Source organism: Winogradskyella algicola (assembly GCF_005869935.1).
Lineage (GTDB): Bacteria > Bacteroidota > Bacteroidia > Flavobacteriales > Flavobacteriaceae > Winogradskyella > Winogradskyella algicola.
This window is the reverse complement of the sequence record NZ_SZQF01000006.1, coordinates 152,017-178,968: the sequence shown is the minus strand read 5'-3', so window position 1 is coordinate 178,968 and position 26,952 is coordinate 152,017. Positions and strand designations below refer to the sequence as shown.

General features: G+C 32.7%; 26 protein-coding genes. 13 read left to right on the top strand and 13 right to left on the bottom strand.

Annotation, left to right across the window (positions count from 1 at the left end):
- Positions 1-42 precede the first annotated feature (42 nt).
- Positions 43-1,125, top strand: a complete 1,083-nt coding sequence (locus FC091_RS10835) for a WD40/YVTN/BNR-like repeat-containing protein (protein ID WP_138434294.1) — start codon at positions 43-45, stop codon at positions 1,123-1,125.
- Between the two features lie 148 nt (positions 1,126-1,273).
- Here FC091_RS10835 and FC091_RS10830 read toward each other — a convergent pair whose 3' ends face one another.
- From FC091_RS10830 to FC091_RS10820, 3 genes are read right to left on the bottom strand one after another with little or no spacing between them, the layout of a single operon-like run.
- A complete protein-coding gene (locus FC091_RS10830; RefSeq protein WP_138434293.1) occupies positions 1,274-1,729 on the bottom strand; it encodes a sensor of ECF-type sigma factor in 456 nt (151 codons plus the stop codon).
- A gap of 53 nt (positions 1,730-1,782) precedes the next feature.
- Entirely contained in the window at positions 1,783-2,283 is a 501-nt protein-coding gene (locus tag FC091_RS10825) for a hypothetical protein (protein ID WP_138434292.1), read from the bottom strand.
- Positions 2,284-2,339: 56 nt separating this feature from the next.
- Positions 2,340-2,882 carry an RNA polymerase sigma factor gene (locus tag FC091_RS10820; protein WP_138434291.1) on the bottom strand — a complete coding sequence of 181 codons (543 nt, stop codon included), beginning with the start codon at positions 2,880-2,882 and terminating at the stop codon, positions 2,340-2,342.
- Between the two features lie 387 nt (positions 2,883-3,269).
- On the opposite strand from FC091_RS10820, the gene FC091_RS10815 reads away from it, so the two are divergent.
- Positions 3,270-3,737 carry a hypothetical protein gene (locus FC091_RS10815; RefSeq protein ID WP_138434290.1) on the top strand — a complete coding sequence of 156 codons (468 nt, stop codon included), beginning with the start codon at positions 3,270-3,272 and terminating at the stop codon, positions 3,735-3,737.
- A gap of 13 nt (positions 3,738-3,750) precedes the next feature.
- Here the strand turns inward: FC091_RS10815 and FC091_RS10810 are convergent, their stop codons facing one another.
- From FC091_RS10810 to FC091_RS10795, 4 genes are all read right to left on the bottom strand, one after another.
- Positions 3,751-5,577: an ABC transporter ATP-binding protein gene (locus tag FC091_RS10810; RefSeq protein ID WP_138434289.1), complete on the bottom strand. Its 1,827-nt coding sequence runs from the start codon at positions 5,575-5,577 to the stop codon at positions 3,751-3,753.
- 3 nt (positions 5,578-5,580) lie between these two features.
- Entirely contained in the window at positions 5,581-7,308 is a 1,728-nt protein-coding gene (locus FC091_RS10805) for a phospho-sugar mutase (protein WP_171032509.1), read from the bottom strand.
- 73 nt (positions 7,309-7,381) lie between these two features.
- Positions 7,382-8,335, bottom strand: coding sequence for a glycosyltransferase family 2 protein (locus tag FC091_RS10800; RefSeq protein ID WP_138434288.1), 954 nt, complete (start codon positions 8,333-8,335; stop codon positions 7,382-7,384).
- A gap of 46 nt (positions 8,336-8,381) precedes the next feature.
- On the bottom strand, positions 8,382-8,915 hold the full coding sequence (locus FC091_RS10795; protein ID WP_138434287.1) for a DUF4199 domain-containing protein: 534 nt from the start codon (positions 8,913-8,915) through the stop codon (positions 8,382-8,384).
- Between the two features lie 160 nt (positions 8,916-9,075).
- Here FC091_RS10795 and FC091_RS10790 point away from each other — a divergent pair, with 160 nt between their 5' ends.
- From FC091_RS10790 to FC091_RS10775, 4 genes are all read left to right on the top strand, one after another.
- The gene (locus FC091_RS10790) at positions 9,076-9,327 is read left to right on the top strand and encodes a type B 50S ribosomal protein L31 (RefSeq protein WP_138434286.1); all 252 of its coding nucleotides are present in this window, start codon (positions 9,076-9,078) and stop codon (positions 9,325-9,327) included.
- A 78-nt stretch (positions 9,328-9,405) separates the two neighbouring features.
- Positions 9,406-10,581 carry a GlmU family protein gene (locus tag FC091_RS10785; RefSeq protein ID WP_138434285.1) on the top strand — a complete coding sequence of 392 codons (1,176 nt, stop codon included), beginning with the start codon at positions 9,406-9,408 and terminating at the stop codon, positions 10,579-10,581.
- Between the two features lie 84 nt (positions 10,582-10,665).
- Positions 10,666-11,574, top strand: a complete 909-nt coding sequence (locus FC091_RS10780; RefSeq protein ID WP_138434284.1) for a TolB family protein — start codon at positions 10,666-10,668, stop codon at positions 11,572-11,574.
- A 118-nt stretch (positions 11,575-11,692) separates the two neighbouring features.
- Positions 11,693-12,385 (top strand): lysoplasmalogenase family protein, encoded by a 693-nt coding sequence (locus FC091_RS10775; protein ID WP_138434283.1) that lies wholly within the window; start codon positions 11,693-11,695, stop codon positions 12,383-12,385.
- A gap of 24 nt (positions 12,386-12,409) precedes the next feature.
- Here the strand turns inward: FC091_RS10775 and FC091_RS10770 are convergent, their stop codons facing one another.
- Positions 12,410-14,044, bottom strand: coding sequence for an ABC transporter substrate-binding protein (locus FC091_RS10770; protein WP_138434282.1), 1,635 nt, complete (start codon positions 14,042-14,044; stop codon positions 12,410-12,412).
- 45 nt (positions 14,045-14,089) lie between these two features.
- On the opposite strand from FC091_RS10770, the gene mtaB reads away from it, so the two are divergent.
- On the top strand, positions 14,090-15,451 hold the full coding sequence (mtaB, locus tag FC091_RS10765; RefSeq protein ID WP_138434281.1) for a tRNA (N(6)-L-threonylcarbamoyladenosine(37)-C(2))-methylthiotransferase MtaB: 1,362 nt from the start codon (positions 14,090-14,092) through the stop codon (positions 15,449-15,451).
- Between the two features lie 533 nt (positions 15,452-15,984).
- On the top strand, positions 15,985-16,470 hold the full coding sequence (locus tag FC091_RS10760; protein WP_138434280.1) for a hypothetical protein: 486 nt from the start codon (positions 15,985-15,987) through the stop codon (positions 16,468-16,470).
- Between the two features lie 71 nt (positions 16,471-16,541).
- Here FC091_RS10760 and FC091_RS10755 read toward each other — a convergent pair whose 3' ends face one another.
- On the bottom strand, positions 16,542-16,838 hold the full coding sequence (locus FC091_RS10755) for an N-acetyltransferase (protein ID WP_138434279.1): 297 nt from the start codon (positions 16,836-16,838) through the stop codon (positions 16,542-16,544).
- Positions 16,839-17,018: 180 nt separating this feature from the next.
- On the opposite strand from FC091_RS10755, the gene FC091_RS10750 reads away from it, so the two are divergent.
- The 3 genes from FC091_RS10750 to cls are packed head-to-tail and all read left to right on the top strand — an operon-like array spanning position 17,019 to position 20,116.
- Positions 17,019-17,687: an alpha/beta hydrolase family protein gene (locus tag FC091_RS10750; RefSeq protein WP_138434278.1), complete on the top strand. Its 669-nt coding sequence runs from the start codon at positions 17,019-17,021 to the stop codon at positions 17,685-17,687.
- Between the two features lie 41 nt (positions 17,688-17,728).
- Positions 17,729-18,664: a lytic transglycosylase domain-containing protein gene (locus FC091_RS10745; RefSeq protein WP_138434277.1), complete on the top strand. Its 936-nt coding sequence runs from the start codon at positions 17,729-17,731 to the stop codon at positions 18,662-18,664.
- A gap of 3 nt (positions 18,665-18,667) precedes the next feature.
- Positions 18,668-20,116: a cardiolipin synthase gene (gene cls / locus FC091_RS10740; RefSeq protein ID WP_138434276.1), complete on the top strand. Its 1,449-nt coding sequence runs from the start codon at positions 18,668-18,670 to the stop codon at positions 20,114-20,116.
- Positions 20,117-20,118: 2 nt separating this feature from the next.
- Here cls and FC091_RS10735 read toward each other — a convergent pair whose 3' ends face one another.
- Positions 20,119-20,697 carry a DUF2892 domain-containing protein gene (locus FC091_RS10735; protein ID WP_138434275.1) on the bottom strand — a complete coding sequence of 193 codons (579 nt, stop codon included), beginning with the start codon at positions 20,695-20,697 and terminating at the stop codon, positions 20,119-20,121.
- A gap of 167 nt (positions 20,698-20,864) precedes the next feature.
- Between FC091_RS10735 and rpmH the strand changes: the two genes are divergently transcribed.
- Positions 20,865-21,026: a 50S ribosomal protein L34 gene (rpmH, locus tag FC091_RS10730; RefSeq protein WP_138434274.1), complete on the top strand. Its 162-nt coding sequence runs from the start codon at positions 20,865-20,867 to the stop codon at positions 21,024-21,026.
- Between the two features lie 98 nt (positions 21,027-21,124).
- Complete coding sequence (gene carB / locus FC091_RS10725; RefSeq protein ID WP_138434273.1) at positions 21,125-23,977, top strand: carbamoyl-phosphate synthase large subunit; 2,853 nt, start codon at positions 21,125-21,127, stop codon at positions 23,975-23,977.
- 62 nt (positions 23,978-24,039) lie between these two features.
- Here the strand turns inward: carB and FC091_RS10720 are convergent, their stop codons facing one another.
- The 3 genes from FC091_RS10720 to rmuC all read right to left on the bottom strand — a co-directional run bounded on the left by FC091_RS10720 (position 24,040) and on the right by rmuC (position 26,940).
- Entirely contained in the window at positions 24,040-24,987 is a 948-nt protein-coding gene (locus FC091_RS10720; RefSeq protein ID WP_171032508.1) for a T9SS type A sorting domain-containing protein, read from the bottom strand.
- An 83-nt stretch (positions 24,988-25,070) separates the two neighbouring features.
- Positions 25,071-25,610 (bottom strand): acyl-CoA thioesterase, encoded by a 540-nt coding sequence (locus FC091_RS10715; protein WP_138434271.1) that lies wholly within the window; start codon positions 25,608-25,610, stop codon positions 25,071-25,073.
- Between the two features lie 10 nt (positions 25,611-25,620).
- Positions 25,621-26,940: a DNA recombination protein RmuC gene (gene rmuC / locus FC091_RS10710; protein WP_138434270.1), complete on the bottom strand. Its 1,320-nt coding sequence runs from the start codon at positions 26,938-26,940 to the stop codon at positions 25,621-25,623.
- Between the last annotated feature and the right edge of the window lie 12 nt (positions 26,941-26,952).

The window sequence follows — 26,952 nt, the reverse complement described above, 5'->3', positions numbered from 1 at the left end:
TAATATCGTAAAGCTTTTCTATTTTTAAGGAAAATTGAAAGTATGAGATTTTTGGTAATAGTTTGCTTGATAGTATTGAGTTTATGTTTTGGAAAATCTAAAAAAGATGTAGGACAAAGAAATTTTTCAAAAGTTGAGATTGAAACTTTATTGAAAGATTCGTTATTGAATGTTAGGGCTATTGAAGTCGTTGATACTTTAGGGTTGGTTTATCTTACATCAAAAGGTGATTTAGGAGCCATTGTTAATGAAGAGATAGGATATGATAACCAGGCTGAATTGCCTAAGTTCTTTGAAGTTTCTTTAAAGACTGATTCTATTACACCTAACTTTAGATCTTTGGCAATTACTTCAAATAACGGTTACGGAGTATCTATTGGCTCACCTGCTTTAGTGTATAGCCTAGATATTGATTTTGAAAAAAACAAAATCGTTTACCAAGAAACCCACTCAAAAGCATTCTACGACTCTATGGACTTTTGGAATGACCAAGAAGGTATTGCCATTGGTGACCCAACGGATGATTGTATGAGTATCATCATTACCAGAGATGGAGGTGAGACATGGAATAAACTCTCTTGTGATGATTTACCTAAAGCCAAAGAAGGTGAAGCCGCTTTTGCAGCTAGTGACACCAATATTTCAATAGTTGGAGACCATACTTGGGTAGCCACAGGAGGCAAGGCTAGTAGAATTTTATATTCACCTGATAAAGGCAAAACATGGGAAGTTTTTGAGACACCAATTATTCAAGGTACAGCAACTACAGGTATGTATTCTATAGACTTTTATGATGAGAATAATGGTTTTGCAATTGGAGGAGATTATACAAAGCCTAATGACACTTTAAACAATAAAATAAGAACCAAAGATGGTGGCAAAACTTGGAAAGAGGTAGCTAATGGCAAAGGACCAGGTTATAGAAGCTGTGTGCAGTACATCCCAAATTCTAATGCTAAGGAATTAGTGGCTATAGGTTTTAAGGGTATTGATTACAGCAATGACTCTGGTGACACATGGAAGCATCTCAGCGACGAAGGTTTTTATACCATTAGATTTTTAAACGATTCTATAGCTTATGCAGCTGGAAAAGGACGTATAAGTAAACTGACTTTTAGGGAATAAAAAAAGTTTTTTTGTCAATCTGAACTTGCCTGTGCTGAACTCGTTTCAGTATTTCAGATTCTAAAAACTCGTAAGAAATTTATGAAATAAGATTCTGATGTACACTTCGACTGCGCTCAGTGAAACAGTTCAGAATGACAGATTAATTTCAGTTTCGTCTGTTTTGTCTACGTTCTCTAAACTCTTTTAACCGATCTAAAAGTTTCTGATTGAATTGGTCTTCTGCCACTTTAAGCATAATTATTTTTTTAGCAGATATAACTGTTTTTAAGTCTTCCACAAGTTCTAACTTGGCGTTATGCATTTCTGTTTCTGCTTCAAGAAGTTTATCTAAAATTTCACCAGCACGTTTATCACTAACATTACCTTGTCTCATTTCCTTTTTTAAAGGTCTTAAGTCTTCAGATTTAATCTTTTCTACCTTGGCCTCAAAGGCATTGTAAATTGGCCAAAATAGTTGAGCTTCTTCACTTGTAAGTTCAAGTTTGTCTGTTATAAATGCTATTTTTTGGGCTTTAATTTTTTCTTGAATTTCACCACCTCGTTGGGCAAAGCCTGTGAAGCTTACAAGTAAAATTAGTATTGGGATTAATTGTTTACTCATGTCTTTTAAATTTTACGAAGCATTCGTGAATCTTCGATTTCAATATAATGTTTTTACTGTTGTAAAATTGTTTCAATATCTGTGTTTTCTAAAAGGTATGACTCTAAGTTTTCTTCTTTGTATTCGGTTTCTACTATAGTAAAATCTTCTTCAAGAAAATCTGCTTCAACTAATAATTCAGCCAACTCATAGCTGTCTAAATCACTGTTTTCAAAGTACGTTTCAACCATTTCTGCAGATAACACTTGGGTTTCGCCACCATTGTTTATGAAAATCGCAAATAATAATAGAAGAGAAGCTGCAATACCAGCTATATAGTATAAGGTTTTGCTGGTATTAAGTCTAACAACAGGCTTGTCCTCTAACTTACTTAAAATTTTGTCATCTAACGTTTCAAAATAATCCTTTGGTGTTGTAAAACCAGAATCAGTGACACCTTCAATATTCTCTTTAATGTTAAGACGTTCAAAGAGTTTGTCGTCAAAAGTATTAAAGTAATTCTCTGGTGTTTTAAAACCACTAGATTTAATATTATGTAATTTTTCTTTTTTCACTTTATGCTGAACTTGTTTCAGTATCTATTTCTATGACTTTAAAATAACAAAATGGTTTAATCTGAACTTAAAAAGCTCTCTATTTTTTTTACTGCTATATGGTATGAGGCCTTTAAAGCTCCCTCACTGGTTTCTAAAATTTCTGCAATTTCTTTGTATTTAAGATCGTCAAAATATTTCATATTGAAAACGAGTTGCTGTTTTTGTGGAAGTGACGCTATAGCCTTTTGTAATTTTAGCTGAATTTCATCACCTTCAAAGTAAATATCTGCAGTAAGGTTATTGATAGCTAAATTTTGGTGTTCCTCATTAGTAATTTGCATACGTTTGGCATTTCTATTGATATGAGTGATGGATTCGTTTGTAGCAATGCGATATAACCAAGAGTATAGCTTACTGTCTCCTTTAAATTTATCTATACTACGATATACTTTAATGAATGTATTTTGTAACACATCATCTGCATCATCATGAGAAATTACAATCTTTCGGATATGCCAATACAGACGTTCTTTATAGAGACTTAGAAGTTCTCTAAAAGCGGCTTCTTTAGATTTAGGATCTTTGAGACGTAATATGAAATCCGTTTCGTTTATCAAGTAAAATACTTTGGTATTTAGACCACTTAAATTAGCAAAAGTTTAATATTGAAAAAATTATTATCGATGTGTAATTTGTAACTGCCTGATAAACAATAATTAAGAATATAAAATATCGATAAAAAGCAAATAAATACGATAAAAAGCATTTTTTTCTTGTTTTGTAGATTTATTTGTTATATGTTTGACACAGCTTAACCTATTAACTGTTATCAGTTTCCCCAAATCTGGTAACAAAAATGAAGGATGTGTGTCTTACATGCATCCTTTTTTAATGGTATTAACTTTTCTATTTAGCTGATGTTTTTGTAGTTACCTCGATTATATTTTTAGATTTTTAATGAAAAATCGTACATTGGTTTATTGTATCTATAAGATTAATAAGCAATGAAAATTTATTCCCTACTCTTTTCACTGGTTTTTACCACATGTATTTTTGCACAAGTAGGTATTAATACAGATAATCCACAAAGTACTTTGGATATTAATGGTAACTTATCTGTAAAAGTTGTTAGCTTAACTGGAAATAGCACAGGTAATCAGACAAATGCAGGTACAACTGTAGAAATAGATGATGGTGTTTATATTTCAATTAATCCTCAGGTTCAAGATGATACTTTTGAATTACCTGATCCTTCGGAGGTTCCAGGACGAGTGTACTTTATTAGAAATGTAAATTCAACAAACACAGTAACAGCCAAAATAGTTACTGAGACAGGTCAGTTATTTTCTTCAGGTAGTACTACAAGTGGTTCAAATGAGATATATCTTTATGAAAGCGGTAGTGATTTACGTAAAAGTGTTATTGTAATTAGTGATGGTGCTAATTGGACCTATTTTTTTGGTTTGCTTTAGTTTTATTTTGAAGCTAGTCAAAACTCTGCATTTCCACAAGTTTTTTGTAAACCCCATTTTTTGCAATTAGTTCTGAGTGTGAGCCTTGTTCAGCAATTTCACCTTTTTGCATAACCACAATTAAGTCTGCATTTTGTATTGTTGAAAGTCTATGTGCTATAACAATAGAAGTTCTGTTTTTCATCATGTTCTCTAGTGCATCTTGAACTAAGCGCTCACTTTCTGTATCTAAGGCTGAAGTTGCTTCATCTAAAATCATGATAGGCGGATTTTTCAGCACAGCTCTAGCAATACTCAAGCGCTGTTTTTGGCCACCAGAGAGTTTATTACCAGAATCTCCAATATTAGTGTTAATACCCATAGGCAATTCTTTTACAAACTCCCATGCATTGGCAATCTTTAAGGCGTCGATAATCTCATCATCTGTAGCATCTTCTTTACCTAATAACACATTGTTTTTAATAGTGTCATTGAATAAAATGGAATCTTGTGTTACAAGTCCCATTAAGTTGCGTAAGGAATGTTTTGTGAGGTCTTTTATGTTTTCTCCATCAATAGAGATACTTCCTTCGTTAACATCGTAAAATCGTGTTACAAGATTAGCAATGGTACTTTTTCCACTACCAGACTGGCCAACTAAAGCAACACTTTTTCCTTTTGGTACATTAAGATTGAAGTTTTTGAGCACATAATCTTCTTCGTACTTAAATGAAATATTTTCTATACTAAGTTGAGATGTGAAATCTAATTTCACTTTTGCGTCTGGCTTATCTTTAAGAGGTGATTCTGTATTAAGAATTTCTAATACACGATCTGCTGCTGCATTACCTGCTTTAACTTTATAGCTAGCTTTACTAATAGCTTTTGCTGGTGTAAGAATTTGCCAAGCTAAACCTATATAGCCAATAAAGGCGCCACCTGATAAAGTTTTATCTACTAGTACCATGCTACCTCCATACCACAGTAAAACAGCTATGGTTATAATACCCAAAACTTCACTTGTTGGAGATGCTAGATTTTGACGATTCATCAAAGTATTAGAAAAATTATAAAAACGGTTGGTGGATTTTTGAAACTCGTCATTAAATCTTTTTTCTGCATTAAATCCTTTTATAACCTTTAGGCCACTCAAGGTTTCTTCTAAAGTGGAAAGAAAAACACCTTGCTCTGTCTGAACTCTGTTTGATTTTTTCTTTAAACTTTTACCTATTCTTGAGATTATAAAACCTGATATAGGAATAAAAAGAAAGACAAAAATTGTGAGCTTAACAGATATCATAAACATCGCAATAATTGCAAATAAGATGGTTAAAGGCTCCTTTACAATAAGTTCTAAAATAGCTAATAATGAGTTTTTTACTTCATTTACATCACCTGAAATTCGGGCTATAATATCACCTTTCTTTTTTTCAGAATAATACGATATTGGTAAATGGGTAACTTTATTATAGATTTCATTTCTAAGATCTTTTAGTACTCCGTTGCGTAAAAACGTGATAAAGTATAATCCCAAATAATTAAAAAGGTTCTTTAATAAAAAAAGACTTATTATTAGAATAATCATATATAACAATGAACGTTGCGCTCCATATTGCTCTGATGTTGTTGTAATTAAATAGTTAATTGAGTTTTCAGCATAAGACTTAATATTTTTTATGCCTTGGTATATTGGTTTTTCTGTTACCTTTTTACCTTCACCAAATAACACGTTAATCATAGGCATCAAAGATATCATTGCCAAGGTGCTAAAAAGTGCGTAAAAGATATTAGAGATTATATTTAAAATGCCGTAACGTTTGTACGGAATAATAAATCGAGATAGTTTTTTTATGTAATCCATGTACTATAAATTCATATCCTTAAGGATAGCATCAATCTTGCTTTCCAATAACTGCTCCGTTGCCGCAAAAGCAGACACATTGTCAAGATCTGTATTAACACTGATATAGAATTTAATTTTTGGTTCTGTACCACTAGGCCTAAGCGCAATCTTACTACCTTCCTCCGTGTAATAAATCAAAACATTGGATTTTGGCACATCTATGACTTTTTCCTCTAAAGTTTGAAGATTTTTAGAAATTGAAGTTTGATAATCTTCAATAAGCACAACTTTTTCTCCATTAATTTCTTTTAAAGGATTATTTCTAGCATCAATCATCATTTGTTTAATTTCAGCAGCACCCTCTATACCTTTTTTGGTAAGCGATACTAAACGTTCCTTAAAGAAACCATGTTCTACATATAAATCTATCAGTTTTTCATATAAAGTTTTGCCTTCAGCTTTAGCCTGTGCAGCTATTTCGCATGCCAAAAGGGTAGAGGTTACAGCGTCTTTATCTCTCACAAAATCACCAACCATAAAACCAAAACTTTCTTCACCACCACCAATAAATTCTAGTTGAGGAAAGTCTTTTATCATTTTGGCAATCCATTTAAAACCAGTTAAGCCAATTTTGCATTCCACATCATAAGCATTGGCTAAAACAGACATCATTGGAGTAGACACAATTGTAGAACCTACAAATTGTTTACCATTAATTCTCCCTTCTTTTTGCCATTGTTTTAAAAGGAAATCGGTCATTAAGATCATAGTTTGATTACCATTAAGAATCACCAACTCGTTTTCTAGATTCCTGACAACAACACCTAATCTGTCGCAATCTGGATCTGTACCAATAACAATATCACCATCTACTTTTTTAGCTAATTCCATTGCCATTTTTAGAGCTTCTGGCTCTTCTGGGTTTGGTGATACTACAGTTGGGAAATCTCCGTTAGGATCTTTTTGTTCTTCAACAATGTTGACGTTGGTATAACCAGCACGTTTTAAAGTTTCTGGTATTGCCATGATAGACGTACCATGAAGCGATGTAAAAACGATGTTTAAATTTTCTTTAGCCTCTGAAGAGGTACTAAAACTTCCATTTTTAATAGAAGCATCAATAAATACATCGTCAATAGCTTTGCCCATGTATTCAATTAAATCTGAATTAGCTTCAAATTTAATCTCAGAATAATCTAACTTGTTTATTTCTGCAATGATTTCACCATCTTGAGGAGGAACTAATTGTCCGCCATCTTGCCAATATACCTTATAGCCATTGTATTCTGGCGGATTATGAGACGCTGTTAATACAATACCACAATGACATCCTAAATGCTTAAGTGCAAAAGAAAGCTCTGGAGTAGGTCTTAAGTCTTCAAATAAATATACTTGAATACCATTAGCAGAAAACACATCAGCAACCACTTTACCAAACGCTTTACTGTTATGTCTACAATCGTAAGCTATAGCAACTTTTATTTGTTCACCAGAAAAAACTTTCTTTAAATAATTACTTAACCCTTGGGTGTTTTTTCCTAATGTATATTTATTAATACGGTTAGTGCCAAGACCCATTATACCACGCATTCCGCCTGTACCAAACTCTAAATTTTTATAAAAACTTTCTTCCAATCCTTTAGGGTCAGAAGCAATCATATTTTTAATTTGGTTCTGAGTTTCTTCGTCAAAAGTTGGTGTTAACCAAGTGTTTACGCGTTCTAGTATTTCTGGTTTAATATAAATCATGGGTAAAAATAATTGTTATACAAATGTAAAAAAACTTGTGTAAGCTTAATTTAAAAAGGTAATCAAAAAGCTGTTATTCAGAAACATTTAATGCTTCCTTAATGTAATAGCGTTGTTGTTGACGCTTAGATCGTAAAATAAGTTCGCCTAAAAACCCTGCAATAAATAATTGAGATCCAATAATCATCGTTGAAAGCGCGATGTAGAATTGTGGTCGGTCAGTGATAAGTCTTCCTGTGGGATTAAAGAACAATTTATCCAAGCCTAAATAAAATGCAAATCCAAAACCAATGATAAACATAATAACTCCAAGCGCACCAAAGAGATGCATAGGACGTTTACCAAAGCGCGAAACAAACCATATAGTAATAAGGTCTAAAAATCCATTGATAAAGCGATTCATGCCAAATTTTGTGTGGCCATATTTTCTGGCTTGGTGTTTTACAACTTTTTCACCAATGTTGTTAAAGCCAGCATTTTTAGCCAATACAGGAATGTAACGATGCATCTCGCCATAAACATCAATATGTTTTACAACAGTGTTGCTGTAAGCTTTAAGTCCACAGTTAAAATCATGAAGTTTTACTCCAGATGTTCTTCTTGCAGCCCAATTAAAAAGCTTAGAGGGTAGGTTTTTAGTAATTACGGAATCGAAACGTTTCTTTTTCCAACCAGAAACAAGGTCAAAACCTTTATGGGTTATCATGTCGTATAACTCAGGGATTTCATCAGGATTATCTTGTAAATCTGCATCCATAGTGATTACAACATCCCCTTTGGCAGTAGCAAAACCAGCATGTAAGGCTTGAGATTTCCCAAAGTTTTTTAAAAAACGAATACCTTTTACATTGGTATTGGCTTCGGCTAGTTGTGAAATCACTCTCCAAGAATCATCAGTACTACCATCGTCAATAAACAGAATTTCGTAAGAAAACGAATTGGATTGCATCACAGATACAATCCAATCGTGTAGTTCTTTTAAAGAGTCGCGTTCGTTGAGTAGTGGTATAACTACTGATATATTCATATTTTGAATGGTCTAATTTATAGACTTCAAAAATAATTGATTTTTTTTAAGCAGCGTTAGGGTCAGATTTTTTAACCACTAACGCTACAATTAAACCTACAACACTAAATCCAATAAGTTGGTATGCGATAGATTTCAATGTGTTTGTTATGGTAAAAAAGCTTCCCTGAGCCTCAATCTGTTTAAGTGCTTCATCTATTGTTTCTTGAGGTGCACCCCAATTTTCCATCATCCTTAGTTGGGATTCTATAATTTTTTCTTGGAGTACTGTAGCTGCTTCTGGGTCTACAAAATTGAAAATAACTAAACCGACAAGTGCAGGTATTACAATACCAATTACGATAGTTAAGAAAAAAGCTGTAAATGCATCTTTAAATGAAATAAAACCTCCCATAATATTTCTAGCTTTAACTGCTGAAATAATACCAAAAATGATTACCAAAATCATTTGGCTAATTCCAAACCACCATTTGGTAAATAAATCTAAATAAGCTGCATATCCTATGATTGTTAATGAAGAAAGAATTAATGCTAGATATAAGCCGTATTGAGTTGAAGAGGATTTAAAAGATTTTTCCATAATAAGGTTGATTTTGTTAGTTAATTGCCTAGTTAGTACTCAAAGATACTAAATTGTTACACTAATAGGTGAAATAAAAATTTTGAAAAAGATTGTAGAATTACAAAATTTGCTTAAATTTGCACCTCGAAAAAATCGAAATTATTTAAAGTATATAGCGATGAAAGCAGGAATACATCCAGAAAATTATAGAGTAGTAGCATTTAAAGACATGTCTAACGACGAGGTGTTTTTAACTAAGTCTACAGCAGAGACAAATGAAACTATTGAGGTTGATGGTGTTGAATATCCATTAGTAAAATTGGAAATTTCTAGAACTTCTCATCCTTACTACACTGGTAAATCTAAATTGGTAGATACAGCTGGTCGTATTGATAAATTTAAAAACAAATACGCTAAGTTTAAGAAATAATCTTAGTTGTTTAGATAAATTAAAAAGCCTTTCTTTTGTAGAAGGGCTTTTTTTATTTTTACATAAATTCAATTTAAAATGAACTACATACTTTTTGACGGACCGTACAGAGACAACCTCTTACCTTTTACTTATACCAGACCTGTGGCAGACATTAGAGTAGGCATATTAACGATTCGTCAGAAATGGGAATCCTTCTTAGAGTATACTACAACCACTGTTACAGAAGATTATCTATCCGACAAGTTTCCAATGGTAGAAATGGAAGAGAACATAATGATTAATGCTTCATTTTTACCAAATACAGAAGTTGTGGAGGTGATTAAAAACTTAAGTGATAACCAAGCACTATTTAAAGGTGAAGATGTCATCGCTTTTTTTGCCAAAGAAGGAGAAGAGGTTAATGACTTTTCAAATTTTGAGGCTATTGAATTTGAAGGTGATATTTTAAAAATTGAAAACACCTGGGATATTTTTTCTAAGAATGGTGATGCTATAGAAGAGGATTTCAATCTTATTACAAATGGACGAAAGTCTGAGCCTATTCCTGCTACAGTAAAGACTCTTAATCCTGAAAATATCTTTATTGAAAAAGGTGCAAAACTCAATTTTGTAACGCTTAACGCAAATTCAGGTCCAATATATATTGGCAAAGATGCTGAAATTATGGAAGGTACTGTCGTGAGAGGACCTTTAGCGCTTTGTAATAACGCAACACTAAAATTAGCAACCAAAATATATGGACCAACTACAGTAGGACCACATAGTAAAGTAGGAGGAGAAGTAAACAATTCAGTAATCTTTGGTTTTTCTAACAAAGGACATGATGGTTTCTTAGGTAATTCGGTATTAGGTGAGTGGTGTAACATTGGCGCAGACTCTAACAATAGCAATCTTAAAAATAATTATGCAGAAATAAGACTATGGAACTATCAAACAGGTGGTTTTGCCAAAACAGGTTTGCAGTTTTGTGGCTTAATGATGGGAGACCATAGTAAATGTGGTATAAATACGATGTTTAATACTGGTACAGTTGTTGGTGTAAGTTCTAATATCTTTGGAAGTGGGTTTCCACGCAATTTCGTACCGAGTTTTTCTTGGGGCGGCAGCAAAGGTTTTGTAACTTATAAAACCAACAAAGCGTTTGAAGTGGCAGAAGTGGTTATGGCAAGGAGAAATGAGGAATTTACAGATAAAGATAAAGCCATTTTAGAACATGTTTTTGAAGAAACAAAACAGTACAGAAGAGAATAACCTACAATAAACATTTGCTAGATAAGTGTTTTGTTCTATTACTTATCTGTACTAAAAACTATAAATCATTACAATACTTAAAGTATGACATCCAAATTTACCTTACTTATAGCTTTATTGACTTTTACTTTCGGATTTTCACAGAGTGAAGATATTGAAGTAAAAAAACTGAAGATTAACACAGAGTTAGACCATTTTGCCGCTCGTGTAGTTGGTGGTAAAGTTTTTTTTAGTCACAATCTTACCACAAAACGTGGTAGAGCCATAAAGGACAAGTACGATGGCTTTATTTACATTATGTATGAAGCACCTTTAAGTGAAGATGGAGAAATTAAAGACGAGCAACCAATCGTAAAAACTGAACTAGGACGTTTTAATATGTCTTCTGCTACTTTTTCTAAAGATGGCAAGTACATGTACTTTACAACCAATCATCTTGATAAAGGTACTAATAAGTTAAAAGGAGTAGAGACTTATAACTTACAAATTCAGCGTGCTGAATATGAAGAGGGTAAAGGTTGGACAAATTTTGAAACCTTACCATTCTGTGAACCAGACCATAACTATGCCCATCCTGCATTGAGTCCAGATGGAAATACACTTTATTTTATTTCAGATGTAAAGGGAACCAAAGGAAAGTCAGATTTATATAAGGTTTCGGTTTCTAATCATGAAACTTACGGTGAAGTCACTAGTTTGGGAGAAAACATTAATTCTTCACGTACAGAAATATTCCCATTTGTAAGCGCAGATAATAAACTGTATTTCACTTCTGACAGAAAAGGTGGAAAAGGTGGTTTAGATATTTATGTTTACGACTTAGATTCTGATGATACCGAACAAGAACCACAATCCTTAGAAGAGCCTATAAACAGTAGAGGCGACGATTTTTCTTTTTTCTTAAACGATGATTTAACTACTGGCTATATTTCATCAAGACGCTACAAAGGTGAAGGCGGTGACGATTTGTATTATTTCTCAGGGTACAAATAATAGAGTCAAATCTTAATTTGGATATCAAATAAAAATCCTTTAATCATCTGTAAATCAATATAATAATTTGTTTTAAAGTAGATTGTCTTTATTTGCTAAACAGCAATTTCATTAGGTTATGAGTAGAAAAACATCGTACAATTATATTGGATATTTAGCTTTAATAACTGTATTTGTGCTTATTAATATTGCTTTGAAATATGATGGCGTTTCTATATTTTACCGTTATTTTATAAAGTCTATTACACCGTTACTTATTTTACATTATTTTTTTAAGAATATTCAAAATTATAAGAAACAAAAACCACTATTGGTAGTTTTTGGCATACTCTTATTTTTTGTTGGTGATTTATTTTTTTTAAACCGTTATTCTATTATTAGTTTTAATGTGGCAATAGGTCTACTAATATGTGCTAAAATTTGTTTTATAATGTGCTTTTTAAACCACGAAGATTTCAAATTTAAGCATATTATTCCCTTTTTAATTTTCTGTAGCGTATATATGCTTTTTCTTTTGACAGCTATATTTAATAATATCAAGGATATTTATTTCGTTCAAGTATTAGTGTATTTATTTTTTACGCTGATGTTTGGTTTATTTACTTATCTGAGATATAAAGTTGTAAGTAGGGTTAGTTTTAACTTGGTTTTAATAGGTTTTTTACTGATGTTAGTTGTAGATGGCCTTACAGCTCTAAACATGTTTTCATCTAGTTTTCGGTATAATGTGCTCACTAGTAGTATAATAGCCTTAGCATTTAACTTGTCGCAATTTTTTATTGTAGTAGGTTTGCTGAAAGAGAATAAATAAAAATCGCAGGGTAAGTAAAATGAATTACTTCATTTTTTCAACCTGTTTTAGCTCTAGTAAATTTGTTGCATTGATTCCCAAACCTTTTACTTCTTTTCTAGTAAAACGAACCACTTCGTCATAAAACATTGGGACAATAGGTGCAGTACGCATTACCAAAGAATCCATTTTAGTGTAAAGGTTGGCTCTAATTTTTGGATCGGTTTCTAGATAAGAGGCTTCGTACATGGTATCAAAGTTGGGGTCTGAGTAATGTGTATAATTTGGACCGTTAGGTGCAAAATTCTTACTGTAGTACAAGGATAAATAATTTTCAGCATCAGGATAATCAGCAATCCAACTCGCTCTAAAAAAGTTGAGTTGACCATTAGCTTTAGCATCTTTTAAACTTGAAGCAGGAATCACATCCACATTTATATTAACACCAATTTTTTGTATTTCACGTTGAATAAATTCACAAAAACTTAAATAATTACTCGTAGTTGTTAAGGTCACTTCTGGATTTTGGATTCCAGTTTCAGACTTAAATTCTAAAAGCAATTGTTTCGCTTTTTCTGGTTGATAAGAAAAACCGATTGTATCATCAAAACCAGGTAATCCTTTTGGAATAAAGCCTCCTGTAGCAGGTATGCCAATGCCGTTTCTAAGGTAAGTAATCATCTTAGTCCTGTCAAAACCAAGATTAATGGCTTGTCTTAGTTTTAAAGCCTGAATTTCTTCAACTTCAGATTGCATAAAAAAGGCGAGATACTCAGTGTTGAGGTAAGGGCCTCTAATCATATTAACGTCATCAGCATAAAGTTCTCTTAGTTTACCTTCAGCCGTTAAAATTTCATCTTTATAAGAAGCATCCAAACCAGAAACAAAATCAATATTACCTTGCGCAAACTCTAAAAACTCACTTTGCTTATCTGGTAAAAACGTTATGGCTACAGCTTCAAGATATGGTAGTTGTTTTCCTTTTTCATCAGTTTCAAAATAATTGTTGTTACGCCTAAAAACGAGTTTGATGTTTTCTTCCCATCGTTTAAATTTAAAAGGACCAGTACCAATAGGATTTGATCTAAAATCACTACCATAATGTTCCACAATTTCCTTTGGTACTACTGAGCAATATTTCATGGTAAGTAAACCTAAAAAGGCAGGAAATGGCTGTTTTAACTTAATCTGAAATGTAGAATCATTTACTGCAGAATAACTTTCTACTTTTTTAAGTACCCAACTTCCTGGTGACGCTAGTTTTTCGTCTTTTAGTCTGTTGAAACTGTATTCAAAATCTGATGCATTTACTGTTCTTGTAGAATCTTGATTACCGAGCGAAGTCGAAGTACCAAATAAATGATGCTTGTGAAAATAAACATCTTTTCTAAGGGTAAAGTTGTAAGTTTTTGCACTGTCAGTAACGACCCAGTTTTTAGCAATACAAGGCTTTACATTAAGCTGGTCGTCCATTTGCACTAGGCCATTAAAAAGCTGATGCGTAGCCCAAATATCTGCCAAATCTTTTGAGAAAGCAGGGTCTAAAGAGCCTATATTTTTGTGTTCGTTGTACCTAAAAACTTGCAGGTTTTTGTTTGTATTGTTTTTAGATGAGCAAGAAAACAAAGTAATACTTAAAACTAAGAGGCTCAATAATAGGATTTTAGTGGGTTTTTGCATCTAATTAATATGTTGTAAATTTGCCAACTTGGTAAAAATACAAGAATGAACCCAACAAAAAAAGTCGCATTTTATACTTTAGGTTGTAAGCTTAATTTCTCAGAAACTTCTACTATAGCTAGGAGTTTTAAGGATGAAGGTTTTGCACGTGTAGACTTTAGTGAAGAAGCTGATATTTATGTGATTAACACGTGCTCAGTAACAGAGAATGCAGACAAACGTTTTAAAACTATTGTAAAGCAAGCACAAAAGGTAAACCCAGATGCTTTTGTAGCTGCAATAGGTTGTTATGCACAGTTAAAACCCGAGGAGCTTGCGGACGTAAACGGAGTGGATTTGGTGCTGGGTGCTACAGAAAAATTCAATGTTACCTATTACATTAATGAGCTTTTGAATAATCCTGAGCGTAGTCGAAGGGTTGGTGAAGTGCATAGTTGTGAGATAGAAGAAGCCGATTTTTATGTTGGTAGTTATTCAATTGGCGACAGAACCAGAGCATTTCTTAAGGTGCAAGACGGTTGTGATTACAAATGCACTTACTGTACCATTCCTCTAGCAAGAGGCATTTCACGAAGCGATACAATGGACAATGTTCTTAAGAACGCTCGTGAAATTTCTGAACAAAACATAAAAGAAATCGTCTTAACTGGTGTTAATATTGGTGATTATGGTAAGGGTGAATTTGGAAACAAAAAGCACGAACACACTTTTTTAGATTTAGTTACTGAGTTAGATAAGGTAGAAGATATTGAGCGTTTAAGAATTTCCTCGATAGAGCCTAATTTGCTGAAGAATGAAACCATAGAGTTGGTGTCTCAATCCAGAGCATTTGTTCCGCATTTTCATGTGCCATTACAAAGTGGAAGCAATGATATTCTTAAAAAAATGAAACGTCGTTATATGCGTGAGTTGTATGTAGATCGAGTTTCAAAGATAAAGGAAGTGATGCCACACGCTTGTATTGGTGTAGATGTTATTGTTGGTTTTCCTGGAGAGACGGATGATCATTTTCTAGAAACTTACAACTTTTTAAATGAGTTAGATATTTCGTATCTACATGTATTTACTTATTCTGAGCGCGATAATACTGAAGCTGCAGCAATGGATGGAGTAGTGCCAAAAAATATAAGATCTAAGCGTAGTAAAATGCTTCGAGGTCTTTCTGCCAAAAAACGAAGAGCTTTTTATGAAAAACAAATAGGAACTACAAGAACTGTTTTGTTTGAAGGAGAGAATAAAGAAGGCTATATTCACGGCTTTACAGAAAACTATGTAAAAGTTAAAGCTCCTTGGAATCCAGAGCTGGTAAACACTCTGCACGAAGTAGAGTTAACCAAAATAGACGAGGATGGATTGGTGAGGTTTGATTTTGTAAATACTAATAGCTCAGTTAAAGCATTTTATTAGTCTAATAAATCTGCGCCAAAACGATTTAATTTTAATTACTGTATAGCTACAAATACATTTATCAAAAATAAATTTCGTAATTATATGTTATAAAATTACTTCATTTTTAATAATCTTCTTTTCTTTAGTACTAATGTCTTGTTCCGAAGGGGAGCGTTTAGATAAAGAAGTTAATATTTTATGTGTTTGGGAAAAACTGAAGTAGGTATTGAGTCTACAACTACTTTTACACTGATTTTAGGTTCTAATAATACTGGGATTAATACCGAAAGTACTCAGTTTGCTTCTTGAGAAATAATTTCTAGTCCTATATCTTTTACTTGTGAATTAAATAATAACGAAGTAAATCTATATGATGATAATGAAGTACATATTTATACTTATATTATAATTAATAGAGATCAACTTTTTTTAACAAAAAACACATTACAGTTAAAGAAAGATTCTGATGATTATACGCGTTTTTTTTTAAAAATTTGCGTAGTATTTTTCTTAATATATATTTGTGTCTTAATCAATTAATTAAACTTATTATGAAAAAAATCTTTCTAAACTTATTTGTTTTAGCTGCTGTAGTATTTGCAACATCATGTTCTAGTGATGACGATAATGATAATGATGGAGGTAGTGAAGGACAAATGGTTGTTACAATCGATGGCGAAGTCGTTACTTTTAATTCTGTGATTGTTAATGAGTATACATATACTGAAGATGATTATGAATATACAGAATACGATATCACTGCTACTGTAGATAATGCAACAGGTAGAATTATAACATTTTATTTCTTTGAAGGTGATTTAGGTGCTGATTCAATTTATGATTTTTATTATACGTTAGATGGCGCCGGATATTATCCATATAATTGTAACAATTATGATTTTGCATCTGTTGTTACCGTAAACAATGGTTCAAGATTTGAGGCGAACTTCTCTGGTACTTTATGTGCGTGGGATAATGCCAACCAACAAGAAGTGTCTTTATCACTTACAAATGGTTCTATATCTGTAGATTTATAATAAAGAAATTTATAAAAATAAAAAACCGAAACACATCTGTTTCGGTTTTTTTAATTATATGTCTTTTCAATTTATATACGAATACCAACAGGTAGCATACGTTTATATTTTCTATTACTTCTTACAAATTTAGCAATTTCAGGACTTGTTGGTACTACACTGATGTTTCTTTCTTTTATATCTGCAAATACCATTGCCAAAAACTCTTTTTCAAATTCACTAGATTTAATGGATGAGGGAATCACCATTTTGGTCAAGAATATTTTGCGCTCTTGCAAAGAATACTCTATAACAGCCATATCATCATCAACCTTTAATTCGTATTGACGCAGAAAGTCATTATCGATCAATTCAGCAGTTTCAGTCATAATTTTCTTTGTTTTAAGTTAGCGGTTGGCAAGTAGATACTATATTTAATATAGTTTTGCAGTGCAAAGGTACAAAAAATTGACGTAAGTTTTAAGCTAAGGTTGTTAAAACGTTAAATTATAAGTCTTTAAAACTTTGGGAATAAGTATCAACTTAAATTTGTATAGTAAACTTTAGTTATGACCTCAGATATTACACATGTTTATTTAATGCCAGGTATGGCGGCTAATCCATCAATTTTCGAATATATAGAATTGCCAAAAGACCGTTATAAAATTCACTGGTTAGAATGGCAAATACCTAATAAAGATGAAACTTTAGAGGACTATGCTAAGCGTATGTGTAAACTTATCGAATATGATAACTCAGTTTTATTAGGTGTTTCATTTGGTGGAATGCTGGTGCAAGAAATGAGTAAGTTTTTAAATCTTAAACGTCTTTTTGTTGTGTCTAGCGTAAAATCTCATCACGAGCTACCAAAACGTTTGAAATTGCTAAAATATACCAAAGCCTATAAGATTTTACCAACGCGATTAGTAGGTAATATTGACCTTTTAACAAAATACGCCTTAGGTGAAACTATTAAAAAGCGTGTGGATTTATATAAAAAATACCTCTCAGTAAATGATACTGTTTACTTAGATTGGGCCATAAAACAAGTAGTGTGTTGGGAACAAGAAGAACCAAATCCTAATGCTATTTATATTCACGGAGATAAGGATATGGTATTTCCGCATTCTTGCACTGGTAACTGTATCATTATCAAGGGAGGAACACATATTATGATACTAAATAAGTACAAATGGTTTAACGAAAATTTACCAAAACTTATTGAGTCTGGTACTTGAAAGAGTTCGTCAGATTACTTACATTTATAAAAAATAATTATATGAAGACTTTAAAAAATATATTAGCGGCTGTAGGGCTTGTGTGCGTATCGGGATTATTTATTTTTTCTATGCAGAAAGCACCTTCAGATGAAACTATTGGTAAAGAAGACCCTTTAGTTAACGATTATAACGTCTATGCCTTAGAAATGCCAGAAGGCTTAAACTTTGCTGGTGAAAAAGTTCCGGTAGAAAATCCAGACATTTATGAACGAATGGATAGAGAACTTTTGGTAAATACCTATTGGCAATCTAATGGATTACTAATGTTTAAACGTGCACAAAAATATTTTCCCGTTATAGAGCCAATACTCAAAAAGAATGGTGTGCCAGATGATTTTAAGTATTTAGCAGTTATAGAAAGCGGTTTAACAAATGCAGTTTCTCCAGCTGGTGCAAGAGGTTTTTGGCAGATTATGAAAGCTACTGGCAGAGAAAATGGATTAGAAGTAAACTCTAATGTTGATGAGCGCTATAATTTAGAAATGGCTACTGAAGTAGCTTGTAAATATTTAAAGAAAGCTAAAGAACAATTAGGATCTTGGACATTAGCTGCAGCAGCTTATAATGCAGGTAATGCAGGAATTTCAAGACGCTTAAAAGAACAAGGCGTTGGCAATTACTACGATTTGCTTCTTGGTGAAGAAACCGGTCGTTATATGTTTAGAATTGTTGCATTAAAAGAAATTTTAAATAACCCATCTAAGTATGGATTTAATTTCAACAAGAGTGATTTATACAAATACATACCAACATATAAGGTAGAAGTAGATACAGCAGTTACTGATTTTTCACAGTTTGCTAAACGTTTTGGGATTAATTATAAAATATTAAAGATTCATAATCCATGGTTGAGAGAGGCACATCTTAACAATAAAACTCGCAAATTATATACCATAGAAATCCCTAAAGAAGGTTACTACAGTGTACAACCTTAATTTTTGGAATATTTTAAAGAACATATATGGCAAATTCTCATAGGACTCAATTATGTCTTAGCTTTATCTGCTGTAATTACAATTCTGTTTAAAAAAATAAATCCAACCAAGACTTTAAGTTACATTATAGTTTTGTTGGTTTTTCCTTTTGTAGGCCTTATTGTTTATTATTTGTTTGGGCAAGAATACCGTAAATCAAAAATTTTTAATCGTAAACATGTTTTAAATCAATCGGTTGTAAAACAAATTCAAGATGAATTAGAATTAGATACCAAAACTATTGAAAGTGTTGATGAATTATTAGAAGAGAAATCAAAGCTTATTAGACTTTTATACAACAGCGAGAAGTCTAAACTCACTGTAAAAAATGAAATTGAACTCATTAAAGATGGTGATGATAAAATGGAGTTGTTGTTTAAAGATTTGAATAATGCAAAGCACCATATTCATATAGAATATTTTATAATTAAGGACGACACTATAGGTTCACGCTTCTTAGATATTTTATGTAAAAAAGCTGAAGAAGGTGTAAAGGTAAGGATGGTTATAGATGATGTTGGTAGTGCAATTTCATCTAAAATGAAGCGTAGTCTTAAAAAAAGTGGAGTAGTGCTTCACAAATTTATGCCAGTATTATTCTCTAGATTTACAGGAAAGATGAACTATCGCGATCATAGAAAAATTGCTATTATTGATGGTAAAATAGGCTATGTTGGTGGTATTAATATTTCTGATAACTATGTTAATTCTAACAATACCAGATATTGGCGAGATACACATGTTAGAATAGTCGGTGAAGCTGTAAGGCAGCTTCAGATTTTATTTTTTACCACATGGGACTTTGTAAACGATGGGGATTTAAATATTTCTAAAGAATACTTTCCAGAGAACAATTGTAAAGACGATGTTGCTTTACAAATAGCGGCAAGCGGACCAGATACAGATTGGTCTAATATTATGGAGTCCATTTTTGTAGCCATAACCAATGCAGAAGAGTATATTCACATAACAACACCTTATTTTATTCCTAACGATGAAATTGTAACTGCTCTGCAAGTCGCTGCAAGGAGTAATATTGAAGTAAAACTTATTGTACCAAAAAAATCAGATTCGTGGATAGCAGAATATGCTACCAATTCGTATCTAGAAAAATTACTCGAAGCTGGTGTAGAAGTGTACCAGTATACCAAAGGATTTGTACATGCCAAAACCATTGTTGTAGACGATGTTTTTAGTACTGTTGGTACAGCAAATATGGACTACAGAAGTTTTAATATAAATTTTGAGGTCAATGCGTTGGTCTACAACAAACCTTTTGCAAATCAACTAAATCAGATATTTAATTCAGATTTAGAGCATACAACTCAGTTAGAACTTAGTACTTGGAAAAAAAGATCCAAGCGTACCAAGCTCATTGAAGCTTTAGCGCGCTTAGCAGCACCATTATTATAAAATTACCTTCTACTTCTTCTGTTTTGTCTAGCAGAAGTTGGCTGTCCGTAATGTTGTCTCGGTATAGACGCTTTCTTCATTTGTTGCTTCATCATTTTTATCTGATCAGCAAGCATATCGCGCTTGTCGAGCTTTTCAGCCTCCGATAATAATTTTTGAGCTTCTTGTTTTCTACGTTTAGAAAAAGCAATACCAGCCAAATTTAATTTAGCCATTGCCAAATCATGATCCATAGACAAGCCTAAACTAATTGCTTTTTTAAAGTACTTTTCAGCTTCATTCATGTTGGTCTGAGAGACCATAATACCATTGAGATAATTTAAATAACCTTGTTGCTTTTTTACCAATGCTGCTTCAGGATTCTTAATCTTATCTAACCAATTTTTAGCACCAGCAAAGTCTTGCTTACGCAGTTTAAAAAAGGCTAAAAGAATCATTTCATTTTTAAAGTAAAGAAAAATAAATATGGTAGATAGTAATAAATACATTATGCCATTGCCTATATAACCTTCTGTGAATTGATATATGGCATACCCAATAATTAATGCGGCTATTACTAATTTTATATTTTTATTGAACATTTTTTTGGTTTAAATATTGAAGTGTGCAAAGGTAATAAAAACAAATAATTTTTTTTTGAAAATAGTACTTGCTAAAGCAAAAACTTGTTGTATATTTGCACCCGGTTTTTGAAAGAACCTCTATATACGATTAAATTAAGAATTCAGGATTTTAAAAATATAAGACAATGCCAAAAAGAACGTTTCAACCGTCAAAAAGAAAGAGAAGAAACAAGCACGGTTTCAGAGAAAGAATGGCTTCTGTTAACGGAAGAAAAGTTTTAGCACGCAGAAGAGCTAAAGGAAGAAAGAAATTGTCTGTATCTTCAGAATTAAGACATAAAAAATAATGATTAACAATTGTTAATATTTTAAAGGTGTTACTTAGGTGTAACGCCTTTTTTTGTACCCTATTGATATTTATTTTTGCAAACCAAAAGACAATCTCATGCCTAAAAACAAAAACATTAAATCTATATTATTAATTGGTTCTGGTCCAATAATTATCGGTCAAGCTTGTGAGTTTGATTACTCTGGATCTCAAGCACTACGTTCCTTAAGAGAAGATGGAATAGAAACGATTCTCATCAATTCTAATCCAGCGACAATTATGACAGATCCTACCATGGCAGATCATGTTTACTTGTTGCCATTAACAACGAAATCTATAATTAAGATTTTAAAAGAGCACCCTCAAATTGATGCAGTTCTACCAACCATGGGAGGACAAACAGCATTGAATCTTTGTATAGAAGCCGATGAAAAAGGAATTTGGGAAGATTTTGATGTAGAAATTATTGGTGTAAACATCGACGCTATCAATATTACTGAAGATAGAGAGAAATTTAGAGAATTAATGCTAAAAATTGGTGTTGGTATGGCACCACAAGCCACAGCAACATCGTTTCTAAAAGGAAAAGAAATAGCTCAAGAATTTGGTTTTCCTTTATGTATTCGAGCTTCTTTTACGTTAGGTGGTGCAGGCGCATCAATCGTATATGACGAAAAAGAATTTGATGAATCCCTTACTAGAGGTTTAGAAATTTCGCCAATTCATGAGGTCATGATTGATAAAGCTATGATGGGATGGAAAGAGTACGAGTTAGAGCTACTTAGAGACAAAAATGATAACGTTGTTATAATCTGTACTATTGAAAATATGGATCCAATGGGAATCCATACTGGTGACTCTATAACTGTAGCACCAGCAATGACATTGTCAGATAAAACCTTCCAGAAAATGCGTGATATGGCGATTCATATGATGCGTAGTATTGGAGATTTTGCAGGTGGTTGTAATGTTCAGTTCGCAGTTAGTCCAGATGAAGAAGAAGAAATTATTGCAATTGAAATTAATCCACGTGTATCGCGCTCTTCAGCATTAGCAAGTAAAGCAACAGGTTACCCAATAGCAAAGATTGCAGCGAAGTTAGCTTTAGGTTATACATTAGATGAGTTAAGTAATCAGATTACAAAATCGACTTCAGCTTTATTTGAACCAACTTTAGATTACGTTATTGTAAAAATACCACGTTGGAACTTTGATAAGTTTGAAGGATCAGACAGAACTTTAGGTCTTCAAATGAAGGCGGTAGGTGAGGTAATGGGCATTGGACGTTCGTTCCAAGAAGCATTGCATAAAGCTACACAATCATTAGAAATAAAACGTAACGGTTTAGGCGCTGATGGTAAAGGTTACAAGAACTACGATCAAATTATAGACAAGCTTACCAATGCAAGTTGGGATCGTGTGTTTGTATTATATGATGCTATACAAATGGGAATTCCATTAAGTCGTATTCACGAAATCACTAAAATAGACATGTGGTTTTTAAAGCAATACGAAGAGTTATTCCAGCTAGAAAAGGAAATTTCTACGTACACGATAGATACTATAGATAGAGAATTACTACTTGAAGCGAAGCAAAAAGGGTATGGAGATCGTCAGATTGCACATATGCTTAGGTGTCTAGAAAGTGAAGTTTATAATAAACGTAGAGAACTTAAAATAAACCGTGTTTACAAACTTGTTGATACGTGTGCAGCTGAGTTTAAGGCACAAACACCATATTACTATTCTACATTTGAGAGTGAAGTAGAGACTGTAGACGGACAGGTTTTTGTAGCTAACGAAAGTATTGTTACAGATAAAAAGAAAATCATAGTATTAGGCTCAGGTCCAAACCGTATTGGTCAAGGTATTGAGTTTGATTATTGTTGTGTGCATGGTGTTTTAGCAGCATCAGAATGTGGTTACGAAACCATTATGATTAACTGTAACCCAGAAACGGTTTCTACAGATTTTGATATTGCAGACAAATTATATTTTGAACCTGTATTCTGGGAGCATATTTACGATATCATTCAACATGAAAAACCTGAAGGTGTAATAGTGCAACTTGGTGGACAAACCGCTTTAAAGCTTGCTGAAAAGTTAGAGCGATATGGTGTAAAGATTATGGGAACAAGTTTCCAGTCTTTAGATTTAGCAGAAGATAGAGGAAGTTTTTCAACCTTATTAAAAGAAAATAATATTCCTTATCCAAAATTTGATGTAGCTACAAACGCAGAAGAAGCACTTAAAGTAGCTGAAGAATTGAATTTTCCAATTCTTGTAAGACCTTCTTACGTTCTTGGTGGACAAGGCATGAAAATTGTAATTAATAAGCAAGAACTTGAAGAGCACGTTATAGATCTTTTAAAGTCTATACCAGGAAACAAGTTGCTTTTAGATCACTATTTGGATGGTGCGATTGAAGCGGAAGCTGATGCGATTTGTGATGGTGAAAATGTTTACATCATTGGTATAATGGAGCATATTGAGCCTTGTGGTATTCACTCTGGAGATAGTAATGCAACATTACCACCATTTAATCTAGGTGAATTTGTAATGCAGCAAATAAAAGACCACACTAAGAAAATTGCATTAGCGCTTAACACCGTTGGTTTAATCAATATTCAGTTTGCAATTAAAGATGATACAGTTTATATCATAGAGGCAAACCCTAGAGCATCACGTACAGTACCATTCATTGCAAAAGCTTATAAAGAGCCTTATGTAAATTATGCAACTAAAGTAATGTTAGGTAAGAAGAAGGTTACTGATTTTGATTTTAACCCACAGTTAGAAGGCTATGCTATAAAACAACCAGTATTCTCTTTTAACAAATTCCCTAACGTTAATAAAAAGTTAGGGCCAGAAATGAAGAGTACAGGTGAGAGTATTTTGTTTATTGAAAGTCTTAAAGAAGATGAATTCTACGATCTATATTCAAGACGTAAAATGTATCTAAGTAGATAGAACAAAAAAATAAAAAGCCGCAATTAAATATTGCGGCTTTTTATTTTTTATTTCAATATGATTTAGCTTTTTACAAATCGTTTAGTAACAACTCTATCGCTAAATGATACTTTAAATAAATATACTCCAGAAGCCCAATTAGAGACATTTATTTTTGAGTTTACTTGATAGGGTGATGTGTATATCTTTTTTCCTAATACGTCATATACTTGTACCTTAACGTCATTTTTTATAGAGTTTGGTAAAACAAGACGAATATTAGAACTACTTGGATTTGGGCTGATATAAAAATCATTACTTAACGTAAATTCTTGGCTACTAAGTGTCGTGTAAGTTACCTGTAAAACTGGTATAGTTCCAGTTGATACATCAAATCTTTTAGCAGATGTAGCTGTTTCGTCACCTATTAGAAACCACCCTAAATTAGTACTTGGTGAGCTAATCCATCCTTGGACATCAGATAGTAATGTAGCGGAACTCCACGTGTAGTTTCCAATACCTGCAACAGAGACGGTTGCACTGGCAGTACTGTCAAAATCACCTCCGATTGTAGACCATGAAGTGTTGCATCCAGTGGCTCCACTACTAAAACTACAAAACCAACTTGCATCACCTTCAGTAGAGGTTGTGCCTGCACCTTCTTGTCCTGGTGCGTCAGAACTTCCTTGCCCCCAATCGCTTGTTGCTTTGTGTAGGCTAACATCAGAAGCTCCAGATATAGATCTAGACATAAAAAGCGTAAGACTAGCATTTGTAATAGTGGCATTAGTTGGTATTGATGATAAATCAAAACTAATTAAGCCACGTCTACCATTATCACTTTCTGCTTGGAGTGTGTTACCAGTAAATAAATAGCTTCCTGCACCATTACTCAGATTATCAGATTCAGTTTCATATATGGTATTATATTTATCAGGATTAAAATCTGTTGTAGTTTGGCCATTTGTAATAGCTACGAACATTAAAAATAAACCAGATAATATAAAATTAGAATGTAATTTTTGTTTCATAAACATTTGGGTATTTAATATACTTATCTCAAAGTTATTAATATAAATTGGATAATCAAGGAATATTAACCTAAAATTAGATGTCAAATGCCTTCAAATTTAACACGGTAATCCTTTAGAATGTCTAAGTAATTTTCAATTGAAAAGTTACTGTGATCAAATTCTTCTTGCCTTTGTTTTTTTGTTTCAATACGTTTAATTGCTTTTAAAAAGCGCTTTATTTCGGTTTCATCATTTATGATGATTCCCGGAACTTCTTTTGGTTGTTCATTATCATCTTTAGCAACCAAGGTAAAATAAGATGAGTTACAGTGTTTAATTTTACCTGTTTGAATGTTTTCAGATTCTACTCTTATACCAATAACCATTGATGTTCTGCCTACATAATTAACGGAAGCCTTCATAGTAACAAGTTCACCAACCTCTATAGGGTTAATAAAATCTACAGTATCTACCGAAGCTGTAACACAATACGCTCCAGAATGTTTTGAGGCACATGCAAATGCAATTTGATCCATGAGATTCAAAATATAACCACCATGAATTTTTCCGCTAAAATTAGAATGTGACGGTAGCATTAATTGAGAAATCTGTATTCTTGAAGCGTCTACTGTTTTATACATAAAATTAGTTTTATAAATCCTCTGAAGCTCGCTTTATAATGCTCTCTGGTAATGCTTTTTTAGCTTTAGCACCCATTTTCTTAATTTTTTCTACTCTCGAAATAAGGTTGCCTTTACCTTCAACTAATTTATTCATCGCAGCAGAGTAGTCGCTTTTAGCAGCATCAATCTTTTTGCCAACACCAGTTAAGTCAGAAACTAAACCTTCAAACTTATCATAAAGCGCGCCAGCTTGTTTGGCAATTTCTATAGCATTTTGTTGTTGTTTTTCGTTGTTCCACATGGTATCAATGGTGCGTAATGTGGCCAAAAGGGTAGAAGGTGTAACAATAACGATATTCTGCTCAAATGCTTTGTTGTAGAGTGTGTTGTCTTCATTAATAGCAACAGCGAAAGCAGGTTCTATTGGGATAAACATTAATACAAAATCAGGAGACTCAATATCATATAAATCCTGATAGTTTTTAGCCGATAACTGATCTACGTGTTTTTTAATAGAATTAACATGTGCTTTTAAATAGAGCGCTCGTTCCTCATCCTCTGCATTCACTAAACGCTCATAATCGGTTAGCGATACTTTAGAATCTATAATCATTTTTTTATTATCTGGTAAATGAAGCACGACATCTGGCATAACACGAGTGCCATCTTCGCGCTGAAAGTTTTGTTGCACAAAATATTCGCGATCTTTTTCTAAACCCGACTTTTCTAGAACTCGTTCAAGAACTAATTCGCCCCAATTCCCCTGAGTTTTACTATCTCCTTTTAAGGCTTTTGTTAAGTTGGTTGCCTCTTTTGCCATTTGTTGGTTGAGATCTTTTAGACCCAATAATTGCTCTTTTAAAGCCGAATGCATGCTTATGCTTTCCTTTTGAGAATCTTCAACTTTCTTTTCAAAGGTTTTTATCTTTTCTTCAAGTGGATTGAGAATGTTTTTAATGTTCTCTTTATTCTGAATGGTGAACTTTTCAGACTTTTCATCTAGAATTTTAGAGGCCATCAATTCAAAATCTTTTCTAAGTTGTTCCTGTTGTTTGGCAAGTTCTTCGTCTCGTTTTAAGTTCTGTTCTTGAAGATTCTCGTACTCTGTATTTTTTCGAGATAATTCAGAATTTAACAACTCTTTTTCTCTTCTGATGTCTTCACGTTCAGATTCAATTTTAGAAATATTTTGTTTAAGGTCGTTAATAGTTATACTCAATTGATTTTGACGTTCTTCTAAAGTACTTTGCTCGCTTTTGTTTTTCAGTTTTGTAAAAAGCATGCCAAGGTAAGCACCAACTATGGCAGAAATAATAATGGCAATTAAGAGAATAAGTGTGTCGTTCATATTTGTAAAAGA

Coding starts and splice junctions, on each gene's coding strand:
- FC091_RS10835 (WP_138434294.1), top strand. CDS start 43: ATGAGATTTTTGGTAATAGTTTGCTTGATAGTATTGAGTTTATGTTTT.
- FC091_RS10830 (WP_138434293.1), bottom strand. CDS start 1,729: ATGAGTAAACAATTAATCCCAATACTAATTTTACTTGTAAGCTTCACA.
- FC091_RS10815 (WP_138434290.1), top strand. CDS start 3,270: ATGAAAATTTATTCCCTACTCTTTTCACTGGTTTTTACCACATGTATT.
- FC091_RS10810 (WP_138434289.1), bottom strand. CDS start 5,577: ATGGATTACATAAAAAAACTATCTCGATTTATTATTCCGTACAAACGT.
- FC091_RS10805 (WP_171032509.1), bottom strand. CDS start 7,308: ATGATTTATATTAAACCAGAAATACTAGAACGCGTAAACACTTGGTTA.
- FC091_RS10800 (WP_138434288.1), bottom strand. CDS start 8,335: ATGAATATATCAGTAGTTATACCACTACTCAACGAACGCGACTCTTTA.
- FC091_RS10795 (WP_138434287.1), bottom strand. CDS start 8,915: ATGGAAAAATCTTTTAAATCCTCTTCAACTCAATACGGCTTATATCTA.
- FC091_RS10790 (WP_138434286.1), top strand. CDS start 9,076: ATGAAAGCAGGAATACATCCAGAAAATTATAGAGTAGTAGCATTTAAA.
- FC091_RS10785 (WP_138434285.1), top strand. CDS start 9,406: ATGAACTACATACTTTTTGACGGACCGTACAGAGACAACCTCTTACCT.
- FC091_RS10780 (WP_138434284.1), top strand. CDS start 10,666: ATGACATCCAAATTTACCTTACTTATAGCTTTATTGACTTTTACTTTC.
- FC091_RS10775 (WP_138434283.1), top strand. CDS start 11,693: ATGAGTAGAAAAACATCGTACAATTATATTGGATATTTAGCTTTAATA.
- FC091_RS10770 (WP_138434282.1), bottom strand. CDS start 14,044: ATGCAAAAACCCACTAAAATCCTATTATTGAGCCTCTTAGTTTTAAGT.
- mtaB (WP_138434281.1), top strand. CDS start 14,090: ATGAACCCAACAAAAAAAGTCGCATTTTATACTTTAGGTTGTAAGCTT.
- FC091_RS10760 (WP_138434280.1), top strand. CDS start 15,985: ATGAAAAAAATCTTTCTAAACTTATTTGTTTTAGCTGCTGTAGTATTT.
- FC091_RS10755 (WP_138434279.1), bottom strand. CDS start 16,838: ATGACTGAAACTGCTGAATTGATCGATAATGACTTTCTGCGTCAATAC.
- FC091_RS10750 (WP_138434278.1), top strand. CDS start 17,019: ATGACCTCAGATATTACACATGTTTATTTAATGCCAGGTATGGCGGCT.
- FC091_RS10745 (WP_138434277.1), top strand. CDS start 17,729: ATGAAGACTTTAAAAAATATATTAGCGGCTGTAGGGCTTGTGTGCGTA.
- FC091_RS10735 (WP_138434275.1), bottom strand. CDS start 20,697: ATGTTCAATAAAAATATAAAATTAGTAATAGCCGCATTAATTATTGGG.
- rpmH (WP_138434274.1), top strand. CDS start 20,865: ATGCCAAAAAGAACGTTTCAACCGTCAAAAAGAAAGAGAAGAAACAAG.
- carB (WP_138434273.1), top strand. CDS start 21,125: ATGCCTAAAAACAAAAACATTAAATCTATATTATTAATTGGTTCTGGT.
- FC091_RS10720 (WP_171032508.1), bottom strand. CDS start 24,987: ATGAAACAAAAATTACATTCTAATTTTATATTATCTGGTTTATTTTTA.
- FC091_RS10715 (WP_138434271.1), bottom strand. CDS start 25,610: ATGTATAAAACAGTAGACGCTTCAAGAATACAGATTTCTCAATTAATG.
- rmuC (WP_138434270.1), bottom strand. CDS start 26,940: ATGAACGACACACTTATTCTCTTAATTGCCATTATTATTTCTGCCATA.